This is a genomic window from Colwellia sp. SU-HH00943, from assembly GCF_057546125.1.
Window position 1 is genome coordinate 344,854 of sequence record NZ_BAAJLW010000003.1, and the last position, 26,519, is coordinate 371,372.

25 protein-coding genes are annotated in these 26,519 nt (G+C 37.8%); 20 read left to right on the forward strand and 5 right to left on the reverse strand.

Annotated features, from left to right (window positions below; all coding sequences use genetic code 11):
* Positions 1 to 81: 81 nt before the first annotated feature.
* Positions 82 to 930, reverse strand: a complete 849-nt coding sequence (locus tag AC27GZ_RS09930; RefSeq protein WP_487094817.1) for a MurR/RpiR family transcriptional regulator — start codon at positions 928 to 930, stop codon at positions 82 to 84.
* Between the two features lie 535 nt (positions 931 to 1,465).
* Here AC27GZ_RS09930 and zwf point away from each other — a divergent pair.
* From zwf to AC27GZ_RS09950, 4 genes are all read left to right on the forward strand, one after another.
* Positions 1,466 to 2,935: a glucose-6-phosphate dehydrogenase gene (gene zwf, locus AC27GZ_RS09935; RefSeq protein WP_487094819.1), complete on the forward strand. Its 1,470-nt coding sequence runs from the start codon at positions 1,466 to 1,468 to the stop codon at positions 2,933 to 2,935.
* Positions 2,936 to 2,937: 2 nt separating this feature from the next.
* Entirely contained in the window at positions 2,938 to 3,633 is a 696-nt protein-coding gene (gene pgl / locus AC27GZ_RS09940; protein WP_487094820.1) for a 6-phosphogluconolactonase, read from the forward strand.
* Positions 3,634 to 3,715: 82 nt separating this feature from the next.
* Entirely contained in the window at positions 3,716 to 5,530 is a 1,815-nt protein-coding gene (edd, locus tag AC27GZ_RS09945) for a phosphogluconate dehydratase (RefSeq protein WP_487095258.1), read from the forward strand.
* Positions 5,531 to 5,603: 73 nt separating this feature from the next.
* Positions 5,604 to 6,251 carry a bifunctional 4-hydroxy-2-oxoglutarate aldolase/2-dehydro-3-deoxy-phosphogluconate aldolase gene (locus AC27GZ_RS09950; RefSeq protein WP_487094822.1) on the forward strand — a complete coding sequence of 216 codons (648 nt, stop codon included), beginning with the start codon at positions 5,604 to 5,606 and terminating at the stop codon, positions 6,249 to 6,251.
* Positions 6,252 to 6,291: 40 nt separating this feature from the next.
* On the opposite strand, the gene AC27GZ_RS09955 is transcribed toward AC27GZ_RS09950, so the two are convergent.
* Positions 6,292 to 7,083, reverse strand: a complete 792-nt coding sequence (locus AC27GZ_RS09955) for an ABC transporter permease (RefSeq protein WP_487094823.1) — start codon at positions 7,081 to 7,083, stop codon at positions 6,292 to 6,294.
* Positions 7,084 to 7,194: 111 nt separating this feature from the next.
* Entirely contained in the window at positions 7,195 to 10,383 is a 3,189-nt protein-coding gene (gene rne / locus AC27GZ_RS09960; RefSeq protein ID WP_487095260.1) for a ribonuclease E, read from the reverse strand.
* A gap of 749 nt (positions 10,384 to 11,132) precedes the next feature.
* Between rne and rluC the strand changes: the two genes are divergently transcribed.
* A complete protein-coding gene (gene rluC, locus AC27GZ_RS09965; RefSeq protein WP_487094824.1) occupies positions 11,133 to 12,128 on the forward strand; it encodes a 23S rRNA pseudouridine(955/2504/2580) synthase RluC in 996 nt (331 codons plus the stop codon).
* 19 nt (positions 12,129 to 12,147) lie between these two features.
* The gene (locus AC27GZ_RS09970) at positions 12,148 to 12,792 is read left to right on the forward strand and encodes an HAD-IA family hydrolase (RefSeq protein WP_487094825.1); all 645 of its coding nucleotides are present in this window, start codon (positions 12,148 to 12,150) and stop codon (positions 12,790 to 12,792) included.
* Between the two features lie 121 nt (positions 12,793 to 12,913).
* On the opposite strand, the gene AC27GZ_RS09975 is transcribed toward AC27GZ_RS09970, so the two are convergent.
* Entirely contained in the window at positions 12,914 to 13,510 is a 597-nt protein-coding gene (locus AC27GZ_RS09975; RefSeq protein ID WP_487094827.1) for a Maf family protein, read from the reverse strand.
* 170 nt (positions 13,511 to 13,680) lie between these two features.
* Between AC27GZ_RS09975 and yceD the strand changes: the two genes are divergently transcribed.
* The 14 genes from yceD to AC27GZ_RS10045 all read left to right on the forward strand — a co-directional run bounded on the left by yceD (position 13,681) and on the right by AC27GZ_RS10045 (position 24,463).
* Positions 13,681 to 14,193 carry a 23S rRNA accumulation protein YceD gene (gene yceD, locus AC27GZ_RS09980; RefSeq protein WP_487094829.1) on the forward strand — a complete coding sequence of 171 codons (513 nt, stop codon included), beginning with the start codon at positions 13,681 to 13,683 and terminating at the stop codon, positions 14,191 to 14,193.
* A gap of 48 nt (positions 14,194 to 14,241) precedes the next feature.
* Positions 14,242 to 14,412, forward strand: a complete 171-nt coding sequence (rpmF, locus tag AC27GZ_RS09985) for a 50S ribosomal protein L32 (RefSeq protein ID WP_116000475.1) — start codon at positions 14,242 to 14,244, stop codon at positions 14,410 to 14,412.
* A gap of 73 nt (positions 14,413 to 14,485) precedes the next feature.
* Entirely contained in the window at positions 14,486 to 15,496 is a 1,011-nt protein-coding gene (gene plsX, locus AC27GZ_RS09990; protein WP_487095261.1) for a phosphate acyltransferase PlsX, read from the forward strand.
* A gap of 47 nt (positions 15,497 to 15,543) precedes the next feature.
* Complete coding sequence (fabD, locus tag AC27GZ_RS09995; protein WP_487094830.1) at positions 15,544 to 16,497, forward strand: ACP S-malonyltransferase; 954 nt, start codon at positions 15,544 to 15,546, stop codon at positions 16,495 to 16,497.
* 8 nt (positions 16,498 to 16,505) lie between these two features.
* Positions 16,506 to 17,240, forward strand: coding sequence for a 3-oxoacyl-ACP reductase FabG (gene fabG, locus AC27GZ_RS10000; RefSeq protein WP_487094831.1), 735 nt, complete (start codon positions 16,506 to 16,508; stop codon positions 17,238 to 17,240).
* A gap of 175 nt (positions 17,241 to 17,415) precedes the next feature.
* Positions 17,416 to 17,649 (forward strand): acyl carrier protein, encoded by a 234-nt coding sequence (acpP, locus tag AC27GZ_RS10005; RefSeq protein ID WP_487054544.1) that lies wholly within the window; start codon positions 17,416 to 17,418, stop codon positions 17,647 to 17,649.
* A gap of 132 nt (positions 17,650 to 17,781) precedes the next feature.
* Positions 17,782 to 19,017, forward strand: coding sequence for a beta-ketoacyl-ACP synthase II (fabF, locus tag AC27GZ_RS10010; protein WP_487094832.1), 1,236 nt, complete (start codon positions 17,782 to 17,784; stop codon positions 19,015 to 19,017).
* 132 nt (positions 19,018 to 19,149) lie between these two features.
* Positions 19,150 to 19,968 carry an aminodeoxychorismate lyase gene (gene pabC, locus AC27GZ_RS10015; RefSeq protein ID WP_487094834.1) on the forward strand — a complete coding sequence of 273 codons (819 nt, stop codon included), beginning with the start codon at positions 19,150 to 19,152 and terminating at the stop codon, positions 19,966 to 19,968.
* Positions 19,965 to 20,981: an endolytic transglycosylase MltG gene (gene mltG, locus AC27GZ_RS10020; RefSeq protein WP_487094835.1), complete on the forward strand. Its 1,017-nt coding sequence runs from the start codon at positions 19,965 to 19,967 to the stop codon at positions 20,979 to 20,981. Before pabC ends, mltG begins: the two co-directional genes overlap by 4 nt.
* 134 nt (positions 20,982 to 21,115) lie before the next feature.
* Complete coding sequence (locus AC27GZ_RS10025) at positions 21,116 to 21,583, forward strand: OsmC family protein (protein ID WP_487094836.1); 468 nt, start codon at positions 21,116 to 21,118, stop codon at positions 21,581 to 21,583.
* Between the two features lie 97 nt (positions 21,584 to 21,680).
* A complete protein-coding gene (tmk, locus tag AC27GZ_RS10030) occupies positions 21,681 to 22,316 on the forward strand; it encodes a dTMP kinase (RefSeq protein ID WP_487094838.1) in 636 nt (211 codons plus the stop codon).
* 1 nt (position 22,317) lies between these two features.
* Positions 22,318 to 23,289 (forward strand): DNA polymerase III subunit, encoded by a 972-nt coding sequence (locus AC27GZ_RS10035; protein WP_487094839.1) that lies wholly within the window; start codon positions 22,318 to 22,320, stop codon positions 23,287 to 23,289.
* 28 nt (positions 23,290 to 23,317) lie between these two features.
* On the forward strand, positions 23,318 to 23,644 hold the full coding sequence (locus AC27GZ_RS10040) for a PilZ domain-containing protein (RefSeq protein ID WP_487094841.1): 327 nt from the start codon (positions 23,318 to 23,320) through the stop codon (positions 23,642 to 23,644).
* 51 nt (positions 23,645 to 23,695) lie between these two features.
* Positions 23,696 to 24,463 carry a TatD family hydrolase gene (locus tag AC27GZ_RS10045; protein ID WP_487094842.1) on the forward strand — a complete coding sequence of 256 codons (768 nt, stop codon included), beginning with the start codon at positions 23,696 to 23,698 and terminating at the stop codon, positions 24,461 to 24,463.
* A gap of 482 nt (positions 24,464 to 24,945) precedes the next feature.
* Here AC27GZ_RS10045 and AC27GZ_RS10050 read toward each other — a convergent pair whose 3' ends face one another.
* Positions 24,946 to 26,517 carry a cation:proton antiporter domain-containing protein gene (locus AC27GZ_RS10050; protein WP_487094844.1) on the reverse strand — a complete coding sequence of 524 codons (1,572 nt, stop codon included), beginning with the start codon at positions 26,515 to 26,517 and terminating at the stop codon, positions 24,946 to 24,948.
* Positions 26,518 to 26,519 lie beyond the last annotated feature (2 nt).

The window sequence follows — 26,519 nt, forward strand, 5'->3', positions numbered from 1 at the left end:
ACATGTGTTTTATTTAGGTGGTAATAGGCTTTATATTGCTAAAACAAAAAGACGCAATGCTAAGCTATACCACTTATCTGGTTATTCTTTACGTTCAAAGCGCGAGCTTCTTAAACTATCTTTTACTTTTTTCAAATTATCTCTAAATTTACTGCCACGACGCAAAGTAAAGCCGGTGGCTAATACATCGACTAAAGCTAGTTGTGCAATACGTGAAGACATAGGCATGTACAAGTCAGTGTCTTCACTTACATCAACAGATAAAACAATACTACATTCTTTTGCAAGTGGTGTTCCTGCACTTGTAATACCGATAACCGTTGCATCGTTTTCTTTAGCTAAGCTTGCTACTTCAACAAGTGATTTAGTTCTGCCAGTGTGAGAAATAACGATAACAACATCACCCTGTCTACTATTTATAGCACTCATTCGTTGCATTAGTATGTCATCGAAGTAAACAACAGGAACATTAAAGCGGAAAAACTTGTTTTGGGCATCGTGTGCAACAATAGCAGAAGCACCTAAGCCAAAAAATGATATTTTATTTGCTTGTGTTAAGACATCTACTGAACGGTTAATTAACGATGGGTCTAAACTTTTACGGGCAAGTTCAAGACTAGCCATAGTTGATTCAAATATTTTTGCCGTGTATTCATCTGCAGAATCGTTTTCATCAACATGACGATTAACATAAGGAGTACCGTTCGCTAAACTTTGCGCGAGATGTAATTTAAAGTCAGGATATCCTTTTGTATCTAAACGACGGCAAAAGCGATTTACAGTGGGCTCACTTATGTTCGCTTGTTTAGCAAGTGCAGCTATACTTGAATGAATCACTGTATTTGGTGACGACAAGATGACTTCTGCTACTTTTCGCTCAGACTTACTTAAGGTGTCTAGTTCATTGGCGATCTTTTCTAATATATTCATTACGTTGTGATCCTAGATCTGCTGTTTTAGCCATGCATACAGGCATATTTTAAGTAAAAGTTATTATGTTAAACCGGAATTGTTTAAAGCTTAATTATACCATACTGTAATTTATTTTCTGTTTTAGTAACAGGAATTATGAAATTTTATTTCATAATAATCACTAATATAATGCAAATAGTATGAAATTTGCAAATATTTAATAAGAACTCAAGAGTTTTATATCTATGTTTTGTGAAAAAATAACAAGATAATGTGTTTACACTTTCTTCAGTCTATAAAGGAAAACGGGTTAATTTAGAGACTAATATATATAAACTGAATATGATAAAACTGAAAAAAATGTAGTAAAATTACAAAAAGTTCTTTACTGATGAACTTTCAAGCGCTAAATTAGGGAATATGTAGTTTAGTTACAGTCTTGTTAGCTTTATTAAGATAAATAATAAGAAGGTAACATTAAACAAATTTATCGATCCGAATTTTGTTATCATCATGTTTAACAGAAGCTGAACCATAAGATCAGAGAGTTTTTATGAATAAAATAGATTGTCAGATAGCGAGTGAAATTGTTATTTTCGGTGCTTTAGGTGACTTATCTCGTCGTAAATTGTTACCAGCATTATATCAATTAGAAGTATGTGGCTTAATTAATCCTGATAGTCATATTGTCGGTGTTGCCCGTCAAGAGCACTCGTTAGAAGAATTTAAGGCACTTGTTTTAGAGAACCTTAACAATTTTGTAAAAGAAGATCTTGATGAAAAAGTGCTTGCTAGATTCACTGAGCGCTTGGTCTATCAACAGCTTGATATGATAGATGCTAAAGCTTATGAAAGCTTAGCCACTACCATTGAAAAGGGAAATGCAACTCGTATTTATTACTTCTCGACACCTCCTTCAATTTACGGTGATATTTGTGACGGTTTAAATCATGCCTCATTGATTACTGATGCAGACCGTGTCGTTATGGAAAAGCCAATTGGTCATTGTTTAGAAACATCAAAAGTGATTAATGATCAAGTAGCTCGATTTTTTAATGAAAACCAAATTTATCGTATCGACCATTATTTAGGTAAAGAAACGGTATTGAACTTATTAGTATTACGTTTTGCAAATTCTTTGTTTACAAATAACTGGGATAGAAACAGTATTGATCATGTTCAAATAACTGTTGCTGAAAGTGTTGGTATTGAAGGGCGTTGGGGCTTTTATGATGAAGCCGGTCAAATGCGCGATATGATTCAAAACCACCTTTTACAAATTTTGTCTTTATTAGCGATGGAGCCCCCAGCTGATTTAAGTGCTGAAAGTGTTCGAGCTGAAAAGCTAAAAGCAGTTAAAGCTCTTTGCCCAATAGATAAAACTAATATCAAAGAAAAAACGGTCCGTGGTCAGTACACCGACGGTTTCTTAAATGGTCTAGAAGTACCGGGTTATTTGAATGAAGAAGGTGCTAATACCAATAGTACAACAGAAACATTTGTTGCAATTAAAGCTGAATTAGATAACTGGCGCTGGTCTGGCGTTCCTTTTTATCTACGTACTGGTAAGCGTATGCCAGCTAAACACAGTGAAATTGTTGTACATTTTAAAGAACAACCACATAACATTTTTAAAGATAGTTATAGCGACTTACCATCAAACAAGCTAACTATTCGTCTTCAACCCGATGAAGGCGTAGAGTTACAAATGATGAATAAAATTCCAGGCATCGCTTCGCAAATGCACATTCAAGAAAACAAGTTAGATTTGAGTTTTACTGAAACTTATCAAGATCAACGTGTAATTGATGCTTATGAACGTTTGATGCTAGAAGTGTTAAATGGCAATCAGTCACTGTTTGTAAGTCGTGATGAAGTAGAAGCTGCATGGATTTGGGCTGATAGCATCATAGACGCTTGGCAATCTACCAATGAAGCACCTAAACCATATGCTGCAGGCTCTTGGGGGCCAGTATCATCTATTTCTTTAATCGCGCGTGATGATCGCCAGTGGGTTGAATAATTATGTATCAGTTCAATGATTTTACTAATCGTGAGCAGCTGGATGTTGCGTTAGCTGAACAAGTTAGCGCTATTTTACAGTCTGCTATTGCCTTAAAAGGTAAAGCAAGTATTGCAGTATCAGGCGGCTCTACACCGAAAGGTTTCTTTAAAGCGTTGTCAGAAAAAGATCTAGATTGGAAGAAAGTTACAATTACTTTAGCGGATGAACGCTGGGTAGATATTAATAGTACTGATAGTAATACCCGTTTAGTACATGAAAATTTATTACAAAACAATGCAGCTAATGCTAAGTTTTTTCACCTTAAACAAGGTGAAGACTTGTCAGAGGAAACATTAGCTGATTTAAATTTAGCCGTAAAAAATACCTTATTACCTTTAGATGTACTAATTTTAGGTATGGGTGAAGATGGACATACAGCCTCTTTATTCCCTTGCAGTGACCAAATTAAAACGGGTTTAGATCTAAATAATTCGAGTGCATTGATGAAGGTTGAACCAACAACAGCACCACATCAACGTATCTCTTTTAGTTATGCCGCATTAAGTGAAAGTAAGCATACATTTTTACATATCTGTGGAGAGAGTAAAAAAGACGTGCTTGATAGTGCATTGGCAAGTACTGATATTTATGAGATGCCAATACGTGCATTTTTACAAAATGACAATATAAGCACCGAAATCTACTGGGCTAAATAGTTAGTTAACTTACAACTTACGAAAAAATTCTATCACGTGTAGTCATAGACAATAAATAAGAAGCAGAACAATGACAGTTACAATGAAAAAAGAGATAGTCGAAATCACTGAGCGTATTATTGCTCGTAGTGCTACAACTCGACGTGAATATTTAGCTAAAATTGAGGCGGCAAAGTCTAACACAGTGCATCGTGCTAGTTTATCATGTGGCAATTTAGCCCATGGTTTTGCTGCTTGCGGAAAAGAAGATAAGCTAGCCCTTAGAGGCTTGAATCACTCTGATATCGCAATAACCTCTGCTTATAATGATATGCTAAGTGCACATCAACCTTACCAGGTATATCCTGATATTATTAAAGAAGCAGTTAAAGAAACTGGTGGTGTTGCTCAATTTGCGGGCGGTGTTCCTGCTATGTGTGATGGTGTGACTCAAGGGCAGCCTGGCATGGATTTAAGCCTAATGAGTCGTGATGTTATTGCTATGTCTACGGCCATTGGTTTATCACATAATATGTTCGATGGCTCATTAGTACTTGGGATTTGTGACAAAATTGTTCCCGGTTTACTTATAGCGAGTATGACATTTGGTCACTTACCCACGGTATTTGTACCTGCTGGCCCTATGCCTTCAGGGATTCCAAATAAAGAAAAAGCACGCGTACGCCAACAATATGCAAAAGGTGAGGTAGATGAAGAAGCGTTGTTAGAAGCTGAATCGTCTTCTTATCACTCTGCAGGTACATGTACCTTCTTTGGTACTGCCAACTCAAACCAATTAGTGGTTGAAGTGATGGGCTTGCATTTGCCGGGTGCTTCTTTTGTACCGCCAAATACGCCATTAAGAGAAGAATTAACTAAAGCTGCTGCGCGTCAAGTTACACGTTTAACCCAGCAGTCTGGTAATTTCATGCCTGTTGGTGAAATGATCGATGAGCGCTCTGTTGTAAATGCGATTGTCGCGCTTTTAGCGACAGGTGGTTCAACTAACTTAATCATGCATATTATTGCCTTTGCTCGTGCTGCAGGCATTATTATCGACTTCCATGACTTTAATGACTTATCTCATGTAGTGCCGCTAATTACCAAAATTTACCCGAATGGTCAGGCTGATATTAACCACTTCCAAGAAGCTGGTGGTATGGCATTACTGTTTAAAGAACTAATTAATGCTGGTTTAGTACATGAAGATGTAGAAACAATTTGTGGTCGTGGTTTAACACGTTACACGCAAAAGCCAATATTAGAAAGTGGTCAGCTGAAGTGGGTTGATGGTGTTTCTGAATCTGGTGATAAAGAAGTTATAACTACCGTCGATAAACCATTTAAAGCTGATGGCGGCCTGAAAACACTTGAAGGCAATTTAGGTACTTCAGTGATCAAAACATCCTCGCTTAGGAGTGATTGTTATGAAGTTAAGGCTCCTGCCATCGTTTTTGAAGATCAGCACGAATTACAAAAAGCTTTTGATGCAGGCGAATTAGAAAAAGATTTTGTTGCAGTGGTTCGTTTCCAAGGGCCTAAAGCACGTGGTATGCCTGAATTACATAAATTAACGCCATTACTTGGTGTGCTACAAGATAAAGGTTTCAAAGTAGCATTAGTGACTGACGGACGTATGTCAGGGGCTTCTGGAAAAGTGCCAGCAGCTATTCATTTATGCCCAGAAGCTTTAGACGGTGGTCTGATCGCCAAAGTGAAAACAGGCGATATGGTTAACTTAAACAGCAATACAGGTGAATTAACTTTATTGGTTGATGAAGCGGAATTAAATGCACGTGAAAATGCTCAATTCCAAGTGAATGGTCATCATCAGGGAATGGGGCGTGAACTTTTTGGTTTCATGCGTCGTAACTTAAGTTCAGCTGAAACGGGTGCTTGTTCATTGTTTGATGAATAACAATCTTATTTAAACATTTAACGCAGATTAACATTAAGCATCAATAAGGTTGATGCAAAAAAATAGAGGATTTATGACAGTATTAAAAAATTGGCAAATCATGCCAAAGGATCTTTTTGCTCAAGGGCCAATTGTGCCAGTGTTAGTAATTAACAAAGTAGAAGATGCCTTGCCAATTGCCGAAGCACTTCTTGCTGCTGATGTTCGAGTTTTAGAAGTAACGTTACGTACTCCGGCTGCATTAGATGTTATAAGCACAATTGCTAAAGAGTTACCTGAAGCTATTATTGGCTCAGGCACGGTTACTAATCGCCAGCAGTTGCAACAATCTTATGATGCTGGTGCTAAATTTGCTATTAGCCCAGGTTTAACTAAGGATTTACTGCAAGCGGGTAATGAAAGCAATATTGCTTTAATTCCTGGTATTTCATCAATTTCTGAATTGATGGATGCTTCTGATTTTGGTTATGATCATTTGAAGTTTTTCCCAGCTGAAGCTTCAGGTGGTGTAAATGCGATTAAATCTATCGGCGGACCATTCCCTGATATTAAGTTTTGTCCAACGGGTGGAATTAACATTAATAATGTTCGTGATTATCTAGCATTACCTAACGTGATGTGTTGTGGTGGCTCATGGTTGGTTTCAAGTAACATCGTTGAAACTAAAGATTGGGGACAAATCACTCGCTTAGCAAATGAAGCATTAGCACACGTTAAATAACTTTTTTGCAAATAGCCTTATTAACACCAGCATGTTAAGTTTAACGTGCTGGTTTTTTTATATTTATTAAACCTGTTTTGTTAATGGCAAAACGTACAGAAAGTTTTAAACAGATCGCGATGGAAAGGTTCATCATAGTAAATATCGCAATCATGATCATGATTTGATATTTATTTGCTATTATGGGATCAGCTCCCGCTAAAATTTGTCCTGTCATCATGCCAGGTAAGGTCACAATGCCTGTGGTTGCCATGGTTGCGATAATAGGCGCTAATGCTCCTTGTAATGCAGCCTGTCTGAAACTTTCACTGGCTTGCTCTGGAGTGGCTCCAAGCGCTAATGCCCCTTCATATTCTTCACTTTTCTCATCAAAAGCCTTAGAGAACTGTTGTAACGCAATAATATTTCCACTTAAGCTGTTGCCTAATAACATACCGCCAATTGGGATTAAATACTGCGCTGAAAGTGTAGGCATTGGCTGTAATATAAAAACTAGCATGATGAGTAATATGGGTATTAAACCAACCAACAAGCCCACCAACACAGGAATAAATAAGGTTTTTGGGTTGACCTTACTTGATGACAAAATAGCACTTGCCCCAATAAGCACCATAACCACTAGCCAAGTAATATTAAGGGTAGGGCTGTTTAATATAAAAATATACTTTAAGTACAAGCCAACCAATATAAGTTGAGCCGTCATACGTGCAATAGCGATACTCGTTGCTGTATTAATCGTTACTTTTAATTGGTAATTAATCGCAAAAGGGAATAATAAAAGTAAACTAAAGCAGCCTAATTGCCACCAGCTAATATCTATGAAAGTTTGCATTAATTAGTATTAGACGTTGAAATAATAAAAAACAAATTCTCGCTTACGGGCAATAAAAAAGCCAGTTGTTATTGTTAACAACTGGCTTTAAATTTTTAGTGTAAGTATAACTTAGACTGGTTTAGTTGCCTCAGCAGAGCTTCGGCTTACCACGTCAGCTGTGATTGCTGTTCGTCCTGAAACTTGATGCACAAAACGATCTTCACTAGCCATAAAGCTTGTTGGAATTTCATTAATAGTGGTAATAGTTTCAGTTTTGGTCATAGGCGAAGTTGCTCGACCAGATAAACGGTTTGCTTTTTTCACTTGTCTCGCCAGCTTTTTATCTTTTGGTGTAGACTTTTTAGCTACTGTTTTGACTTTTTTTACTGGCTCTTTTTTATCAGAAGCAGGTTTATCAGTTTCTACCTTATCATCTGCTACTGAAGCTTCTGTCATTGTCTCTTCTGCAACAGGAGTTTCTTTAACTAATTCTTGATTGCTTTCAGTTTTTGCTTCGACTGAAGTTTCTTCTGCTTTAGTGTCAACTTGTTCATCAGTTTCGATGGTCACTTTCACTTCGCTCTCTGCAGGTTCGGTTGTTGCAGCGATAGCTTGTTCAATTGGCTCTGCTACTTCAGAAGGAGCTTGCTCTTGTGCAGTTGCTGCATCAACAGACGTTTCAACTTTAGACTCAGCGCTAACTTCAGTAACAGGTTCAACAAGAGTTTCAGCTTTGTTAGAAACTGATTGAGTTTGCTCTTCAGTTACAGAAGTTGGTTCTGTAGCAGCCTTAACTGTTTCTGATTTCACTTCGTTAGTATCAACGTCTTCAAAAGGTAAATCTTGTTGTACTTCTTGTGAAACCAGCTCTTCTGCAGCAGGGTTAACACCATCGCTAACCGGCGAAGCTATATTACTCTCTGTAGTAGATTCAGTTGATTGAATCTTTGTCTCAGCTTCTGACTCAGGGTAACGTGCTTCAATTGCTTCAATTGCTTCATTAGCAGTCTCAGCTGTTGCTTGCTCGTTAGCTGGCGATTGTTCAGTATTTTTATCGCGACGCTTACGTTGACCATTTGAGCGTAAATGTCTTGGTGAACGTCTGTTTCTTGGACGTTCTTCACGTGTAGCTTTGTCAGTATTTGTTGTTGCTTCTTCGCTTTTAACACTCTGCGTTTTCTCTTCAGCAACCGCTTTTTGTGCAGTTGATTCATTGGCAGGATTTTTAGCTGAAGTTGCAACTTGTTCGATACTTTCATTTGCAGCATCTTTTGCTTTATTTACACGTACTTTCTTACGATTAGTTCTACGTTGACGTCGTTCTGCAACGACTTCTTCTTTTGCTTGTTTGTTTTTATCTTGCTCAGGCTTACGGTTTGGTTTTTTGACTTTATTGGTCTGCTTATTAGCATTTTCACGATCATCTTTATTGTTTCGTGTATTTCTGCCTTTAGCATTACGATCTTCTGAACGTTCTTCTGAGCGTTTGTTACCGCGGTTATTACGTGAATTACCTCGGCGTTGACCTTGGCGTCCACGTTGTTGGCCACGATTGTCTTGGCGCTTAGGCTTGTTAGGTGTTTGTTCCTCAACTGTTTCTTCTTCAGAAGAGAAGAGGGCTTTTAACCAAGCAAAGAAGCCTGTAGGTTTAACTTTAGAACTTGCTGCTGAATTTTTAGTGGCTGACTCTTTATTGTCCGCGACTTTTGGTGCAGCCATACCTTGACCCATTGCTTGGATCATTGGCTCATCACGCTTAGCTACGTCTTTATCAAATTTAGGCATTTTAGCTTCTTCCAACTCTGCCTTTTTGATTGAGATGTCATAGCTGGCACTCGATACCGTTTCATCTTTTTTCACTCGCAGTACTTCATACTGTGGTGTATCCATATGTGGATTTGGCAAGATAAGCACTTTAACACCGTGGTGTTTCTCAATGTGCATAACCGAGCGTCGTTTTTCATTGAGTAGATAGGTAGCTACAGGAACAGGTACTTGTGCTTGTACATGTTGCGTGTTTTCTTTAATGGCTTCTTCTTCCATTAAACGTAATATTGATAATGCTAATGACTCTACACCACGTACTTGACCGGTACCGCTACAACGAGGACATACACCTTGGCTGGTTTCACCTATTGAAGGACGCAGGCGCTGACGTGACATTTCTAGTAGTCCAAAGCGAGAAATACGACCTAATTGAATGCGAGCTCTATCTTGACGAACGGAATCACGCATGCGGTTCTCAACTTCACGTTGATGTCGAACTGGTGTCATGTCAATAAAATCAATAACAACTAACCCACCTAGATCGCGTAATCTTAATTGACGCGCTATTTCTTCTGCAGCTTCTAGGTTGGTATTAAATGCTGTTTCTTCTATATCACTACCTTTAGTTGCACGGGCTGAGTTGATATCGATAGATGTCATTGCTTCTGTTGGGTCTATAACAATAGAGCCACCTGAAGGAAGGCGCACTTCTCGTTGAAAGGCTGTTTCTATTTGTGTTTCAATTTGATAGTGAGTAAACAAGGGGACATCACTAGAGTAAAGCTTGATCTTACTTAAGAAGTCAGGGCGAACAATTTCAATATGCTTCTTAACACTTTCAAATGTTTTAGGACGATCAATTAATACTTCGCCAATATCGCGACGTAAATAGTCACGAATAGCACGTAAAATGAGATTGGTTTCTTGGTGAATTAAAAACGGTGCTGGGTGACTTTCAGCAACATCACTAATTGCCTTCCAGTGATGTAATAATACACTTAAATCCCACTCCAGTTCTTCATAGGCTTTACCTACACCAGCGGTACGAACGATTAGGCCCATACCTTTAGGTAGGTCAAGTTTGCTAAGAGAAGCTTTTAATTCTGTGCGCTCTTCACCTTCAATACGGCGAGAAATGCCACCAGCACGCGGGTTATTTGGCATTAAGACTAAGTAACTTCCTGCAAGGCTGATAAAGGTAGTTAATGCGGCACCTTTTTGGCCACGTTCTTCTTTATCAATTTGAACGATGACTTCTTGGCCTTCGTGTAACACTTCTTTGATATTAGGGCGACCTTTAAAGCTATAGCCACTAGGGAAGTATTCACGAGAAATCTCTTTCATGGGTAAGAAGCCATGGCGCTCAGCACCATAATCAACAAAAGCGGCTTCTAAAGAGGGTTCAATACGGGTGATTTTTGCTTTATAAATATTGGCTTTTTTTTGTTCATGGCCAGGGCTTTCAATATCTAAATCGTAAAGCTTTTGACCATCAACAAGTGCTACGCGCAATTCTTCCGATTGGGTAGCGTTTATTAACATACGTTTCATAGTTATGTGACTCATTTTTTAGTCACAACACAACTATGCTTTAGCACACAAAGTAGTGCAATCTATAGCTATTTTAACAGCAAGCTGTCAGCCTCACGGTTGTCAAATTTAACGTGTCGTAAAACCACGTTAAGCTGTTATAAATTCTGATTGTTATTAATTAACTATGATGCTTTTATAGCTTGTCATAGTGTCAATGTTTCTTCATGTGCTCAGCGAGTGTGCTGTGCGCACCTCTTTGCAGTATTTAATAATTTATTCTACCGAGCGACTTTTTACGCTGTTAAATAGGGTTGAATAAGTTACTTGCTGAAAACTGTTACGGCAAAGTAGGTTTATTTAATAAAATTTGCTTTATGGAGCTGGGCTAGTACCAATATTTAATTGATAAAACTGTTTATGTTTTTTCTAACAAGTTACACACGTTAGTTATTACAATTGGCCGTTCTAATAATGAGTCAAATACCTAATTTGGTTTCGCTACACTACTGTGGCCGCAGTTTTCCTCTTACGTTTCTCTTTAAAGCTTCTAAAGTTAATGCTAGATGAGCTAAGTTACTTTTAATGTTTATAGGTTAAACACTTAATAGTGCACTCAGATAAGCTCGCTTTTTCCGCATTAGCTTCGCATTATCCCTTATTAAAGTCGGATAAGCCAATAAAAAAACAGCTTAAATGTTAAAAAGCCGCAAAAAAAATGTGTTAAACTGCGCAAATTGCAATATTCGACATCAGATAAGCAGCAAATCATGTCACAGAAACCACAACCAGCACAAAGTAACCAAGATAACACTCAAGAAGCTGATAAGCCTAAAGTAAGGTTTATTACTATTGATGTCGAAGATGCGGGTCAACGAATTGATAACTTTTTACTAAGAACCTTAAAAGGTGTTCCTAAAAGTCATTTATATCGCTTAATGCGTAAAGGTGAGATTAGAGTTAATAAAAAGCGTATTAAACCTGTATATAAGCTAGCGGTTGATGATGTTTTACGTATAGCGCCAATTCGCGTTTCTGAAAAAACGGATAATGTCTCTACGGGTTTAAATATCGTTGCTAACCTAGAAAAACAAATTCTTTTTGAAGATGACCGATTAATCGTTATTAACAAGCCCTCAGGTATGGCTGTTCATGGAGGGAGTGGTTTAAGCTTTGGTTTGATTGAAGCTTTAAGAGCCTTACGTCCAGATGCGCGTATGTTAGAGCTTGTTCATCGTTTAGACAGAGATACTTCAGGTTGCTTAGTCGTGGCTAAAAAACGCTCGGCGCTGCGTAACTTACACGAGCAATTACGTAATAAAAAAGTACAAAAATTTTATCATGCTCTTGTAAAAGGGCATTGGCCTACTAAGTTAACGAGAGTCACGGAAGGTTTAAAGAAAAACGATCTTAAATCAGGTGAGCGGGTTGTTGTTGCAGATAATATAAACGGTAAAGAATCTGAAACCCGTTATAAAGTCCTAGAACGCTACCGGGGAGCTACTTTGGTTCGCGCTTTCCCTGTTACGGGTAGAACACATCAAATTCGTGTCCATTGCCAAGTTAGTGGTCATGCCATTGCTATGGATGCAAAATATGGGCATGAAGAGTTTGATCGTGACATGAAAAGCAAGGGGTTAAAACGTTTATTTTTACATGCTGCTAGTATCGAATTTACACATCCTAAAACAGAAGAACGTTTAAAAATAGAAGCACCACTTGAACCAAGTTTACAAAACCTTCTTACTAAGCTAGTAAAAGAATAAAAAATAAGAGACAAATTAAATGCAAGATTATGAATTGATTATATTTGATTGGGATGGCACTTTGATGGATTCAGTTGGCCGAATAGTTTCTTCAATGAAAGCTTCTGCTAGAGAGGTAGGTTTAACCGTTCCTTCAAATGAAGATGCGAAAGGGATAATAGGGTTGAGTTTACCTATTGGCATCAAGAAATTATTCCCTGAAATCATGCCAGAGCAAATGGAGGCGATGTTAAGCCAATATAAATATCAATACTTAGAGGCCGATACTACACCAACACCATTATTTGAAAATGCTTTTAATTTATTAACTGAACTGAAAAAAAATAAGTTATTAGCTGTGGCAACAGGAAAAGGCAGAGAAGGGATTGATAAAATGCTACAAATAAGCGAGGCGGGACATTTTTTTCACACAACGCGGTGTGCAGGAGAAATGCCATCAAAACCCGATCCTGAAATGATTAATAGTATCTTAAAAGAATTCGCTATAGCGCCTCATAAAGCGGTTATGGTTGGTGATACTAATCATGATTTAGAAATGGCAAACAATGCAGGTATCGACTGTATTGGTGTTACTTTAGGTGCTCAAAATAGGGAAGAATTAGAGCCCTACAAGCCAAAAGCTATTGTTGACTCACTGACCGAATTGCAACAGTTACTCCTTTAACATTAGTAAGGGCTCAAACAAGTTTCTGTTAAATTATCAAGAACATCGCTGAGCCTAACAGTACTCTTATTATTGGCATAGCCTTGGATCAAAATAAGCTTATGTTTACTTATTTTAATGGTTAATTAGATTTTTGTTCAGCAAGTACATTGAGCCCATGCGCTTTAAGTAAAGCAACTAACCTTATTAATGGTAAGCCAATTAAGGTGTTAGGATCATCGCCTTCAAGTTTCTCAAATAAACAAATACCTAAGCCCTCACTTTTAAAACTACCGGCACAATTATAGGGCTGCTCGGCATGGAGGTAGTTGCTGATGTCTTCTTGTGATAACGCATTAAAATGTACAGTAAATGGTTCTACTAAGGATTTTACCTTGTTGTTTGAACTATCAAGTACACATAAGCCGGTATAAAAAGTAATGGCTTTATTGCTAAACATTGTCAGTTGTTTAACGGCATTGTCAAAATTATGAGGCTTTCCTAATATTTCACCCTCACAAACAGCCACTTGATCTGAGCCAATAATTAAGGCGTTGTGAAAGTCATTGGCAACGGCTTGAGCTTTTTCAATGGCTAATCGCTCAACTAATTGTGTCGGAGTCTCATTCTCATGTGCTGCTTCGTCAATATTAGGTTTAGCACAAGTAAAAGGTAAGTTAAGTTTTTCTAAAATACTTTTACGAAAAGGAGAGGTTGAGCCTAAAACTAAGGTTTTCATGGTTTTCCTATTTTTTATATTATATAGAGAAGATAATTAGCCTAAATTGACGGACTATTAAGCAAAAATACGTAAAGAACTGCTATTATAGGGAGAATCTTTAAATTTTAAACGAAATTAACTAATTTTCTTTTGACACTTGGCCTTAGGGGCTTTATTATGCGCGCCTTATGCAAAATCTTAAGCTTCCGATAACAATTAGTCCAACCCGAAGTGCACAACGAAGACTTGTGTGTGAAGGTATTTTTAATGTGTCGGAAATGACTAGACTGCTTGCTGTTAGTGAAAAACGTAGCGAGCATGTTCAAGTTAGTGTTAAGTTTGATGTGGATGAACGTGGTTTGACAGTAATGTCTGGTACAGCGTCGGCATTGGTTGCATTAACTTGTCAGCGGTGTAATGAACTTTTTGACAGTGAATTAAAAGTAGATTTTACTTTTAGTCCTGCTAAAAATGAAGAAGCCGCGATGAATATTCCATCATATTATGATGTAATAGAATTAAATGAAGATGGTGAAGTAAACTTGCGAGAGTTGGTTGAAGAAGAGTTAATACTCATGATTCCACTAATTCCACGGCACGAAATCGAAGACTGTTCAGCTGATGCGGATAGTGTTTGGGGTGAATTGCCAGAAGAGCTTGAGAAACCGAATCCATTTGACGTATTAAAACAACTCAAATAGTTAATCGCTATAAAGCAATTTAACTAATAACCGATTTAGGAGTAACTCATGGCAGTTCAAAAGAGCAAAAAGTCTCGTTCAAGACGTGGCATGCGCCGTTCACATGATGCTTTAACAGCAGAAAACTTATCAGTAGATCCAGTATCTGGTGAAACTCATCGTCGTCACCACGTAACGGCTGATGGTTTTTATAAAGGCGTTAAAGTAATCGCTAAATAAGCGACATTACTTTAGATAGCTTTTAAATTTGAGCTTGAATAGTTCAAATAATCTAACCTTAGCGTTAGATGTTATGGGGGGCGATCAAGGCCCCCTTGTAACGATCCCCGCTGCAATAATGGCAATTAATAGTATGCCTACTTTGCACCTTATTCTTTGTGGTGATGAATATATTATTACTACAACACTTGCTCAATATAATATTTCTTCACACGCTTTATCAACGCACAAACAATTATCTGTTTATTCAACGTCACAAACCGTAGAAATGGATGATAAACCTGCTTTTGCTCTTCGTAACAAAAAAGACTCATCAATGCGTAAAGCGTTAGATCTTGTAAATGAAGGTAAAGCACAAGCTTGTGTCAGTGCTGGAAATACTGGTGCATTGTTTTCAATGGCACATTTTGTATTAAAAACACTGCCAGGTGTTGAGCGTCCTGCTTTAATTTCTTCTTTACCAACTCATGATGATGATAAGCATGTTTTTATGCTTGATTTAGGCGCAAATGTTTTTTGTGATTCGCATGTGTTATATCAGTTCGGTGTCATGGGTTCTGTATTGGCTCAGCAAGTTGACGGTATCGAAAAACCTCGTATCGCGTTACTAAATATGGGTGAAGAAGCTATGAAGGGAAGCGACCATATAAAGCTTGCTGCACTTGAGTTAGCAGAAAACACAAGTATCAATTATGTTGGTTTTATTGAAGGTAGTGATATTTTCTCAAATAAAGCAGATGTGATTGTTTGTGACGGTTTTGTTGGCAATGTAACGTTAAAAACCTGTGAAGGTGTTGCACGCTTGGTGTATAAAAAGTCTAAATCAGTATTTAGTCAAAGTTTTTTGGTTAAGCTACTGGCACCCATATTAAAATCTAGCTTAAAAAAAATGCTCAAATCCATGAACCCCGACCAGTATAATGGCGCAAGTTTGATAGGATTGCGCGGTATTGTGGTTAAAAGCCACGGAAATGCAAATTCAAACGCTTTTTTCTCAGCCATTATGGAGGCAGTAAAAGAAGTAGACCGACAAGTTCCTGAAAAAATTAAAAACTCTTTAGAGCAAGGTCTGTCGCCGCAATAATCTTATTCAATTAAAGATAAAATAGTTAAAAAGAGAAGTTTAATCATATGCAAAATACATCTTTACAAGGCCATTTAGCTTTCGTTTTTCCCGGGCAAGGTTCACAAGCTGTCGCTATGCTAAGTGACTTTAGTGATAACGATATAGTTCAAAATACGTTTAAAGAAGCTTCAAGCGCGTTAGGCTATGACTTGTGGCAATTAGTTGCTGAAGGCCCAGCAGAAAAATTAAATCAAACAAATTTTACTCAGCCTGCACTACTCACTGCAAGTGTTGCGTTATGGCGAGTGTGGCAAGCTGAAAATGTTACTTTACCAACAGTTGTTGCTGGTCATAGTTTAGGTGAGTATTCAGCGCTAGTCTGTGCAGGAGTGATTTCATTAGTTGATGGGGTTAAGTTAGTCGAAAAGCGTGGTGAATACATGCAAGATTGCGTACCAGCAGGTGTGGGTGCAATGGCAGCTGTTATTGGCTTGGACGATGACGCCATCGTAACTGCTTGTGAAGAAGCACAAGCCGGTGAAGTTGTGTCTGCTGTTAATTTTAACTCTCCAGGTCAAGTGGTTATTGCTGGCCATAAAAGTGCTGTTGAACGCGCAGGGGAGTTATGTAAAGCCGCAGGTGCAAAACGCGTGTTACCTTTACCTGTGAGTGTTCCGTCTCACTGTGCATTAATGGCTGATGCTGCAGATAAATTAGCGGCCGATCTGGAAAGTATTACTTTTAACACGCCAACTATTAGTGTTGTTAATAACGTTGATGTTGCAATAGAAACTGATATTGAAGCAATCAAAATTGCTTTAGTTAAGCAGCTATATAGCCCTGTACGTTGGAGTGAAACTATGACCCAGCTTGGTGAGCAAGGTATTACTCAAATGGTTGAAGTTGGTCCTGGTAAAGTATTACAAGGTTTAATAAAACGCATTAATAAAAATATCAGCTGTGTATCTTTCAATAGTGAAGATACGTTAGCTAAAGCTAAAGAATTGATTCAAGAATAGGAAATAGTATGTTTTCATTAACAGGAAAAGTTGCCCTAGTTACAGGTGCAAGTCGTGGTATTGGTAAAGCTATCGCTAGCCAGTTACAAGCATTAGGTGCGACGGTTGTAGGTACCGCTACTTCAGAGCATGGTGCAACAAAAATTTCAGAATACTTAGGCGCTGGTAATGGTTTAGTATTAAATGTTACTAGCGATGATTCAATTGCATCAGTATTTGCGGCAATTAAAGAAACCCATGGTAGTGTTGATATTCTAGTAAATAATGCGGGAATTACCCGAGATAACTTATTTATGCGTATGAAAGATGATGAGTGGCAAGATATTATCGATACTAACTTAACTTCTATTTATAAAGTAAGCAAAGCGTCTATTCGTCCTATGATGAAAAAGCGTGATGGTCGTATTATTAATATTGGCTCTGTAGTTGGTTCTATGGGCAATGCAGGACAAGTAAACTATGCAACGGCGAAAGCGGGCCTTCTAGGCTTTACTAAGTCATTAGCGCGTGAAGTCGCTTCGCGTGGTATCACCGTTAATACTATTGCACCTGGCTTTATTGATACAGATATGACACAAACGCTTACCGACGAGCAAAAAGAGGGGATTTTCTCTCAAGTTCCAGCAAATCGATTAGGTAAGCCGGAAGAAATAGCAACTACTGTTGCTTTTTTAGCCTCTGATGCTGCTGCTTATATCACTGGCGAAACCATCCATGTTAATGGTGGTATGTACATGGTTTAAGCCTTTAATTTAAAGGCTTTGAATGAAAAATTAGTTGTTGGTTTTAAGCAAATCAATACAAGTCAACAGGTTAGACCACGTAAAAAATACAACTTGATGCTTGCATGGAGAGCTGTTGACGAATAAACTACACGCAATTTGAAAAACTGCACTTTCAGTAAGTAAAGGAAAAAAAATGAGTACTATCGAAGAACGCGTAAAAAAAATCACTATTGAGCAATTAGGTGTTAGTGAAGCCGAAGTTAAAACTGACTCATCTTTCGTTGATGATTTAGGTGCTGATTCATTAGATACAGTAGAATTAGTAATGGCGTTAGAAGAAGAATTTGATACTGAAATTCCTGACGAAGAAGCTGAAAAAATCACTACAGTTCAAGCAGCAATCGACTACGTTACTGCTAACCAGTAATTACCGATTTGTAATGAAAACTACGTTGAAAAACGTGGCTTGAAAATGTATTGAGAAAGAGCGGTATACTTATCCTTAAGTGTCCGCTTTTTTTATATCTTATTTTTAAAAATATCATTGAGGTAAAACACAATGAGACGTGTTGTTGTTACCGGTCTCGGTATGCTTAGCCCATTAGGCAATACACCTGAGGAAACTTGGGAAAACTTACTACTTGGTAAAAGTGGTATCAGTAATATTGAACATTTTGATACATCAGAATACTCAACCAAATTTGCTGGTATGGTTAAAGGATTTGATGCACAAAACTACATGGAAAGAAAAGAAGCCAAAAAAATGGATCTTTTCATTCAATATGGTGTGGCAGCAGGTGTTCAGGCACTTAAAGATTCAGGCCTTGAAATAAGTGAAGAAAACGCACCTCGTATTGGTGTGGCCGTTGGTTCAGGTATTGGTGGTTTAGGCCTTATTGAGCAAAACCATGAAAAAATGTTAAAAATGGGCACGCCAAAGAAACTTTCTCCGTTTTTTGTACCTTCAACCATCATTAATATGATTTCTGGTCACTTGTCTATTATGTTTGGCTTACAAGGACCAAATATTTCTATTACTACTGCTTGTACTAGTGGTGTTCATAATATTGGCCATGCAGCACGTATGATTGCTTATGGTGATGCCGATGCTATGGTTGCTGGTGGGGCTGAAAAAGCTTCTACAACGTTAGGTATGGGAGGCTTTGGTGCCGCACGTGCTTTATCAACACGTAATGATGATCCAGAGGCAGCATCTCGCCCATGGGATAAAGACCGAGATGGCTTTGTTTTAGGTGATGGTGCAGGCGTAGTAGTGGTTGAAGAATACGAACATGCAAAAGCACGTGGTGCTAAAATTTATGCTGAATTAGTTGGCTTTGGTATGAGTGGCGATGCTTATCATATGACTTCGCCCCCAGCTGATGGTGCAGGTGCAGCACGTGCCATGGTGAATGCATTGAATGATGCTAAATTAGCGGCTGATAAAGTGGGTTATATTAATGCTCACGGAACATCAACGCCTGCCGGTGATATCGCAGAAACGAATGCTGTAAAATCTGTTTTTGGCGCTGATGCTTATAATGTGCTTATGGGGTCAACCAAATCAATGACTGGCCATCTGTTAGGTGCAGCAGGTGCAATTGAAGCTATATTTAGTGTACAAGCTTTGGTTAATAATGCAGTTCCTCCAACCATTAATTTAGATAACCCTGATGAAGGTTGTGACTTAGATTATATTCGCGGTTCGGCTCGTGATGTTAACTTAGATTACGTGTTATGTAATTCATTTGGTTTTGGTGGCACAAACGGCTCGCTTATTTTCAAAAAGGTATAGCGCTGAAATTTGATCAAAACTTAAACTTGATTAAAAAACTTGAAATCAATTGATTAAGCCTGAATACTTAGCATCTTTGCGAAAGTCTTCAGGCTTTTTTATCACCTGTATTTAGCTTCTATAATAAAAATCATGATGAAACGTTGTTTGGTAAATGGTGTTCAGCAAAACCATATTGATATTGAAAATCGTGGTCTCGCTTATGGCGATGGTTTGTTCACAACAGCAAAAATCCATCAAGGAAAAATTCAATATTTACCTTTGCATATTGAGCGACTAATGACTGGCTGTAAATCATTAGGCATTAATGCTCCAAATCAAGAAGCCTTAACAAAACAATTAATGGAAGTGGCGGGTGATTATCAATTAGCTGTGCTTAAAGTTATGATCACCGCTAATAGTGGTGGTCGTGGTTATGCCCGCTCAGCGTTAAACAATTATGATCTTATTATCGTGGTGCATGACTTCCCTAGCTCTTATCATGAATTAGCAATATCAGGGCTCCATTTAGGAGTAAGTAAGCAAAAATTAGGGTTAAACCCTATGTTAGCTGGTTTAAAGCATTTAAATCGCCTAGAACAAGTCATGATTAAGCAAGAGCTTGTGAATAGCGATTATGATGATCTGCTAGTGCTAAATATGAATGATGAAGTTGTAGAAGCAACAAGCGCTAATGTATTTTTCTTTTTGGATGGAAGGTTACATACACCTGCAATAACGCACAGTGGTGTTAATGGCATTATGCGTCAAACAATTCTCAAACTTTTTCCTGACACGATAGTGAGCATATGTGACTTATCGACTATTTCAAAAGCGCAAGCCATGTTTATCTGTAATTGTGTAACAGGAGTAATACCTATAGCTACATTTAATGGTAATTCACTATCAAGAGAATTAGTACAAAATGTTATGTTGAAAGTGGCTGAAAATAATGTAAGTGATTCTAAATGATGAAGCGTGTCCTAATAAAAAGCTTAATTGCAGCTATCATTTTATCTGTCTTGCTTATGTTGAGTTTCTTTCTCATGCTCGAAAAGCAAATACAACAACCATTAAATATTTCTCAGCAACAACTGCTTACCGTAGATAAAGGTGTATCGGTAGGGAAATTGGCAAAACAACTGGTCAATAAAGAATGGATAGAAAACAGATTTTGGCTTCGTGCTTATGCTCGCTTATATCCAGAGTGTGTCCAGATCAAAGCTGGCACTTATCAAGTCAATGCTGATAGTAATTTACAGGAGTTACTATCAATGCTTTCTAGCGGTAAAGAGCATCAATTTCATCTAACCTTTGTAGAAGGCTCTACGATTAAACAATGGTTAGCGCAACTTGCTACACAACCACACATAGTTCAAACCGTGAAAAACCAACCCATATCAGAAATTTCTCGCTACTTTGGCATTGAACAAACAAACCCTGAAGGCTGGTTCTTCCCCGACACTTATGCATTTACGCAAGGTACTACAGATGTACAATTGCTTACACGAGCTCATCAAAAGATGGCAGAGGTACTCGAGAAGGAATGGCAGCAAAGAGCGTCAGGATTACCTTATGAGAGCCCATATGAAGCTTTGATTATGGCCTCTATCATTGAAAAAGAAACCAGTCATATACCAGAGCAGCCACTGATTGCCTCTGTTTTTATTAACCGTTTAGCTAAAAGAATGCGTTTACAAACAGATCCAACCGTTATATATGGCTTAGGTGAGCGTTATCAAGGTGATATAACCCGTGCTCATTTACGAGAAAAGACACTTTATAATACATATAGGATCAATGGTTTACCGCCAACACCGATTGCAATGCCAAGCTTATCAGCATTGAAAGCAGCGCTAAATCCAGCAATAAGTGACTATTACTATTTTGTCAGTGATGCTAAAGGTAAACATGTTTTTAGTCGCACCTTGGCTGAGCATAACCGTGCTGTGGCTGATTATTTAGCTAAACAAAGGAATAAATAATACCCATTGATTTGTGAAATTAAAACTATGGGTGTTATGCATGGTTAACGGCTCATGCTGACGCTACTGATTCTTAGTTAGTAAGAGTCGATAATAACTTTTTAGTCACTTACCGTTTGTAAAAGGAATATATAATGTCAGTATACTCTGCTCAAATAAAATGGCTTAGGGGTAAAGGTGAGCCTTTTACCGATAATCGGTATAGCAGAGGCCATGATTGGCATTTTGATGGTGGAGTATGCGTTCCGGCTTCATCATCACCTCACATTGTGCCAACTCCGTACTCGCTAGCTGAAAATGTTGACCCTGAAGAAGCGTTTGTTGCTTCATTGTCCAGCTGTCATATGTTGTTTTTCTTATCTATTGCGGCCAAGAAAAAATTCGTTGTAGATTCATACATTGACTTAGCTGAAGGGCTGATGGAAAAAAATAACGAAGGTAAAGTCGCAATAACAAAAGTCACTTTAAGACCGAAAGTTGTGTTTTCAAATGAGCAACAAGTCACTATGGCGCAACTTGAGAAAATGCATCACCAAGCACACGAACAATGCTTTATAGCTAATTCAGTGAACACTAAGATTATCACTGAAATAACTATGTAAGTGTTTGATATGAATTAGTATAGGTGTTGTTGTCAGTTTAAAACCTATATATCATGGTGCGTATACCATAAAGGTAACAGTTTAAAATGAGAGAAATATGAATAAAGGCTTTATGCTTGTCTTTGATGGCAGTAATGGCGCAGGTAAAACGACAGTAATTCAAAGTGTTGAAAAGTATTTAACAGCAAAAGGCTTTGATGTTTTATTAACGAGAGAGCCAGGTGGAACAACTATTGGTGAGAAAATTAGAGAGGTAATTCTCGACCCAACTACACCAGAAATGTCTTTTATGACTGAATTAATGCTCTTTGGTGCGGGTCGTGCCCAGCATATTGAAGAAAAAATTCTACCGGCATTATCACAGGGAAAAGTTGTTATTTCTGATCGCTTTGATGCTGCAACTTTCAGCTTTCAACATTATGCGCGCGGCATTGATTTAGAGACCATTCGCAAAATAAATGATCTTGCCTTATCAGGTTTTAGTCCTGACATGAATATTATTTTAGATTTAGACCCCAAAGAAGGCTTAAAAAGAGTACATAGCCGTGGAGAAGGACTTGATCGGTTAGAAGATGAAAAGGCTGAATTTTTAATTAAAGCGAGAAATGGCTATTTAGCTCAAGCAAAACAGTTACCAGAAAAATTTTCTGTTGTTGATGCCTCACAATCAAAAGAAGAAGTATTAGCTGATGTGATTAGTATTATCGATACAATACTAGCCAAGCGAGTCTGATGTGAAGCCTTGGTTAACTGAACACCAGCAACTGTTAAGTCAACAGTTTACGAACAATACTTTACCTCACGCCATACTGATTTCGGGTGTTAAAGGCGCTGGAAAATTAACACTGGCACAGTGGTTGTCGCAATTACTCGCTTGCCAAACTCCTGCTAGCCTGCCTAACCCACAGGGCATCTTATCAGCATGTGGTCAATGTAAAACTTGTTTACTTTTACAAAGTGGTAACTTACCTGATCATTTACATTTACTCGCTGAGAAGACTAGTTTAGGCGTTGATGAAATTCGTTATGCAAATGACTTTTTGCAAAAAACAGCACAACTTGGCCGTTATAAAACAGTACTGATTGAGCAGAGTGAATTAATGACAGTAGCCGCTGCTAATGCACTGTTAAAAACGCTTGAAGAGCCAACAGACAATAGTATTATTGTGCTGCTAACAGATGATGTTGACAGCTTATTACCCACAATAATCAGTCGTACTAGAGTGTTAAACATAAGACCTGTTGTTGGTGAAGCACTTATTGCTAGCCTAGCTGAAAATAATGTAGACATTAGCACTAGCCAGCAATCAGTACAAAGCACAAATTTTGTTAATTTAACCCAATTACCTGAGCTTACTGATCCCTTAGTTTATGAAGAGTTTCAAGCGTTTAAAAATTGCTATTTAGCATTTTTGTACCATCAAAAAGATGAAAACCTGCTATTACAGCAAGTATTATCGAGTGATTATGCCTTGCGTTGGTTAGAGCAAATAACGGTGAATTTACAACGAGAGCAATTGTTAACAGACAATCTTGTAAGCCAGCATCAAACAAGATTTACTGCTGATGTGATCAATCAAGTCTATAAAGTTATCATGAATGGGTGTAAAGTTATAAAATCCTATACACAAACTAATAAGCAATTTGCTTGTGAGCAACTTATTATCAACATAAGTGCCATTATTGAAGAAACTAAGCTTCAATAAAAAATAATTTATACGCAGGAGAGCGAGTGTGGTCCCTATCAATGTAGAGTTTCAATCAGAGCATGAGTTATATATATCATATATGCCCTTTTTAAAAGAAGGCGGCTTATTTATTCGTACTGTAGAGCCTTATGAACTTGGTAGCGAAATTGAACTAAATGTCTTATTACCAGACTCTTTAGAGCCATCACTGATCAAAGGCGAAGTCTGCTGGTTAACACCAACAGGTGCTCAAAATGGTACTCCCGCTGGAATAGGGGTGAGTTTTACTGACGATCCTGATAAAATACGCAATCAAATTGAACAGGCTATTGCTCGTCAATTAAGTTCTTCTGAGCCAACGTTAACCATGTAAGTTAGTTGGTTTGATATTTGTTAAACGTTTTGAAATTTATGGAGCACATTCTTGTTCATTGATTCCCACTGTCATCTAGACAGACTTGATTTATCTCTTCACGACAACCAATTAGCCAACGTAGTAGCCACCGCAGAAGCCGAGAAAGTTAATAAACTTTTATGTGTGAGTGTCACCTTAAAAGACTTTCCTGCCATGTTAGCGAAAACACAGTCTTTTGATAATGTTTTGATCTCATGTGGTATGCATCCCCTAAACCAAGAAGATGAAGTGGATGAGCAAACGTTATTATCACTGTCTGATCAAGAGCGAGTTATTGCCATTGGAGAAACAGGCCTTGATTATCATTATGCACCCGAAACAAAAGCAGTACAGTTAGACTCGTTTAAAAAGCATATTCGCGTTGCTAAAGCATTGAACAAACCATTGATTATTCATACTCGCTCAGCCCAACAAGATACCTTAGATACGTTAATTTCTGAGGGAGCGGATGAAGTAGGGGGGATTTTACACTGCTTTACTGAAGGCTGGGATATGGCTGAACAAGCTTTAGGTTTAGGCTTTTATATTTCATTTTCTGGTATCGTCACGTTTAAAAATGCCAGTGCTTTGAGGGAAGTGGCAAAGTTAGTTCCAGATGACAAGCTACTAATTGAAACGGACGCGCCATATTTAGCTCCAGTGCCTTATCGCGGTAAAGAAAATCAACCTGCCTACGTAGTTGAAGTTGCTAAACATTTAGCAAGTATTAGAGGTCAGTCTGTGGAAACAATCGCAAAATTAACCACAGACAACTTTAATCGTTTATTTAACCTTTAATGGCAAGATAAATTAGTATTCTCGCTGAATAGCCATATAGAGAATTCAATTGATATAAATCATAAAAAAAAGCCCGAATAATCTATTCGGGCTCAAGGGAATGGCTCAAAGGGGTTTGAGCCGTGCGCTAATTAATCCATTAGGATAACACTACAAACACATTACCATCATTACTTAGGCTAATTTATTCCAATAAATAAACTAGTCAAAAGAGTGCGCGAGCATCACTTTTCCACGAGTAGTGGTTGGTGTTAAATTAAGCAATAAGCCCAAAAGTTGTGCAAACTGCTTAACTTGTATTTATTAAGTGTAGTGGATGTTTTTACAAATGCGAATTATTTTTCCCTTTTTTTATCTATTTGATTTTTAAAGGTTAAAAATCTTGTTTAGCGTTACAATATATGTGATTCTTCTTTTTAATCACAATGTTTGAACTGGCTGTGCACTGTTTTTTCACAGTATATCCACAGCCAAGTGATTAGTTATCTATTTGTATCAATCAAGGCAATACTTTCATCCGCAAAACCAACACCAGCCTCTGAATAAAAGTTAAATACTTTATCAATACCGTAGGCTTCAAGTTTCTCCCTTTCATCGTCATATCGAGCAATAGCAGCAATTTTTCCGTTATAACCGGCTATCTGTAGTTGCTCGGTAACATTCATACTGTCAATTGTGTTTGGAAGCGCTAATAACACTAACTCTATTTTAGTTAAGTCTATTCGTTCCCAAAAAAAGCCATCTTCAGCATCACCATAAAATGCTTGAACACCTTGTTGAGTTAACCAAGAAACTTTTTCTTTTTCAGCCTCTAACCCCCATGCTTTTTTGTCACTGTGTTCAGTCAGTGCCCGGTAAGCACCCATACCGACACGACCTAAGCCAATAATGACGATAGGTGCATGACTGGGTTGAGAAAAAGTGTCCTCAGCTAAACAATGCTTACGTTCAAAGCGTTGGAAAATATGTTTAGTATGACTAAAGAAGCTATGTGCAAATCGATAAAGCACATTAGTTATCACGAAGGAGATGGCAACCGTTAAGGCTAAAATAACTAACCACTCATTAGTAAGCCAACCATTGGTGGTGCTTATAGCTGCGACAATTAATCCAAATTCGCTAAAGTTGCCTAAGGTTAATGCGCTTAAAAAAGCGGTACGACATCTAATTTTCATTAAACTTAATAAGCCAAAAAACAGCGCAAACTTAACGGGTAATAACAGTACTAGCAACAAAGCTAGGCTTAGCATTTCAAATGTAGGCAATGCACTAAAGCCAATAGATAAAAAGAAGCCTATTAAAAAAAGATCTTTAAAGCTAATTAATGATTTATTAATTTCAGAGGCTTTCGGATGTGAAGCTAAGAACATCCCCATAATTAACGCGCCTAAATCACCTTTTATATTTACCAATTCAAATAACTCATAGCTGCCTAATGCGATGAAAAATCCCATCAGTGGAATGAGTTCACCGTGACCTACGTGATTGACTAATTTTTTAATTAGTGGACGAACTAAAAATAATCCTAATAAGGCGAATGCCCAAATTGAAGGGACTTTACCGGTAGCAAATACTAAAAATCCTACGGCAAGAATATCTTGTATTACAAGGATACCAATTGCAATTTTTCCATGGCGGGTGCGCATTTCGCCATTTTCTTCAAGCAGTTTTACTACACAAACCGTGCTACTGAAACTTAATGCAAAAGCAATTAATAGTAAGGTGTAAAAGTCTAAGCCTGTGAAGTAGTTGATAGTGAGTAAGGCAAAAAGTTTCATAACACTAATGGTAAAAACTATCCAGATTATAGTGTGTAATGAACTAGTTAACCAAACTTCATTTTTAAATAAACTTTTGACATTAAGCTTTAAACCTATGGTGAATAACATAATAGTAATGCCTAGGTCACTCAAAACTCGCAAACTTTCATCAGCCTGGTAACCATAAAAGTGCAAGGTGAATCCGGCGGCTAAAAAACCAATAGAAGGAGGAAGATTTATTGTTTTTGCTGCTAAACCGCAAATAAAAGCGAAAAATATCCAGATAAAATCCATAG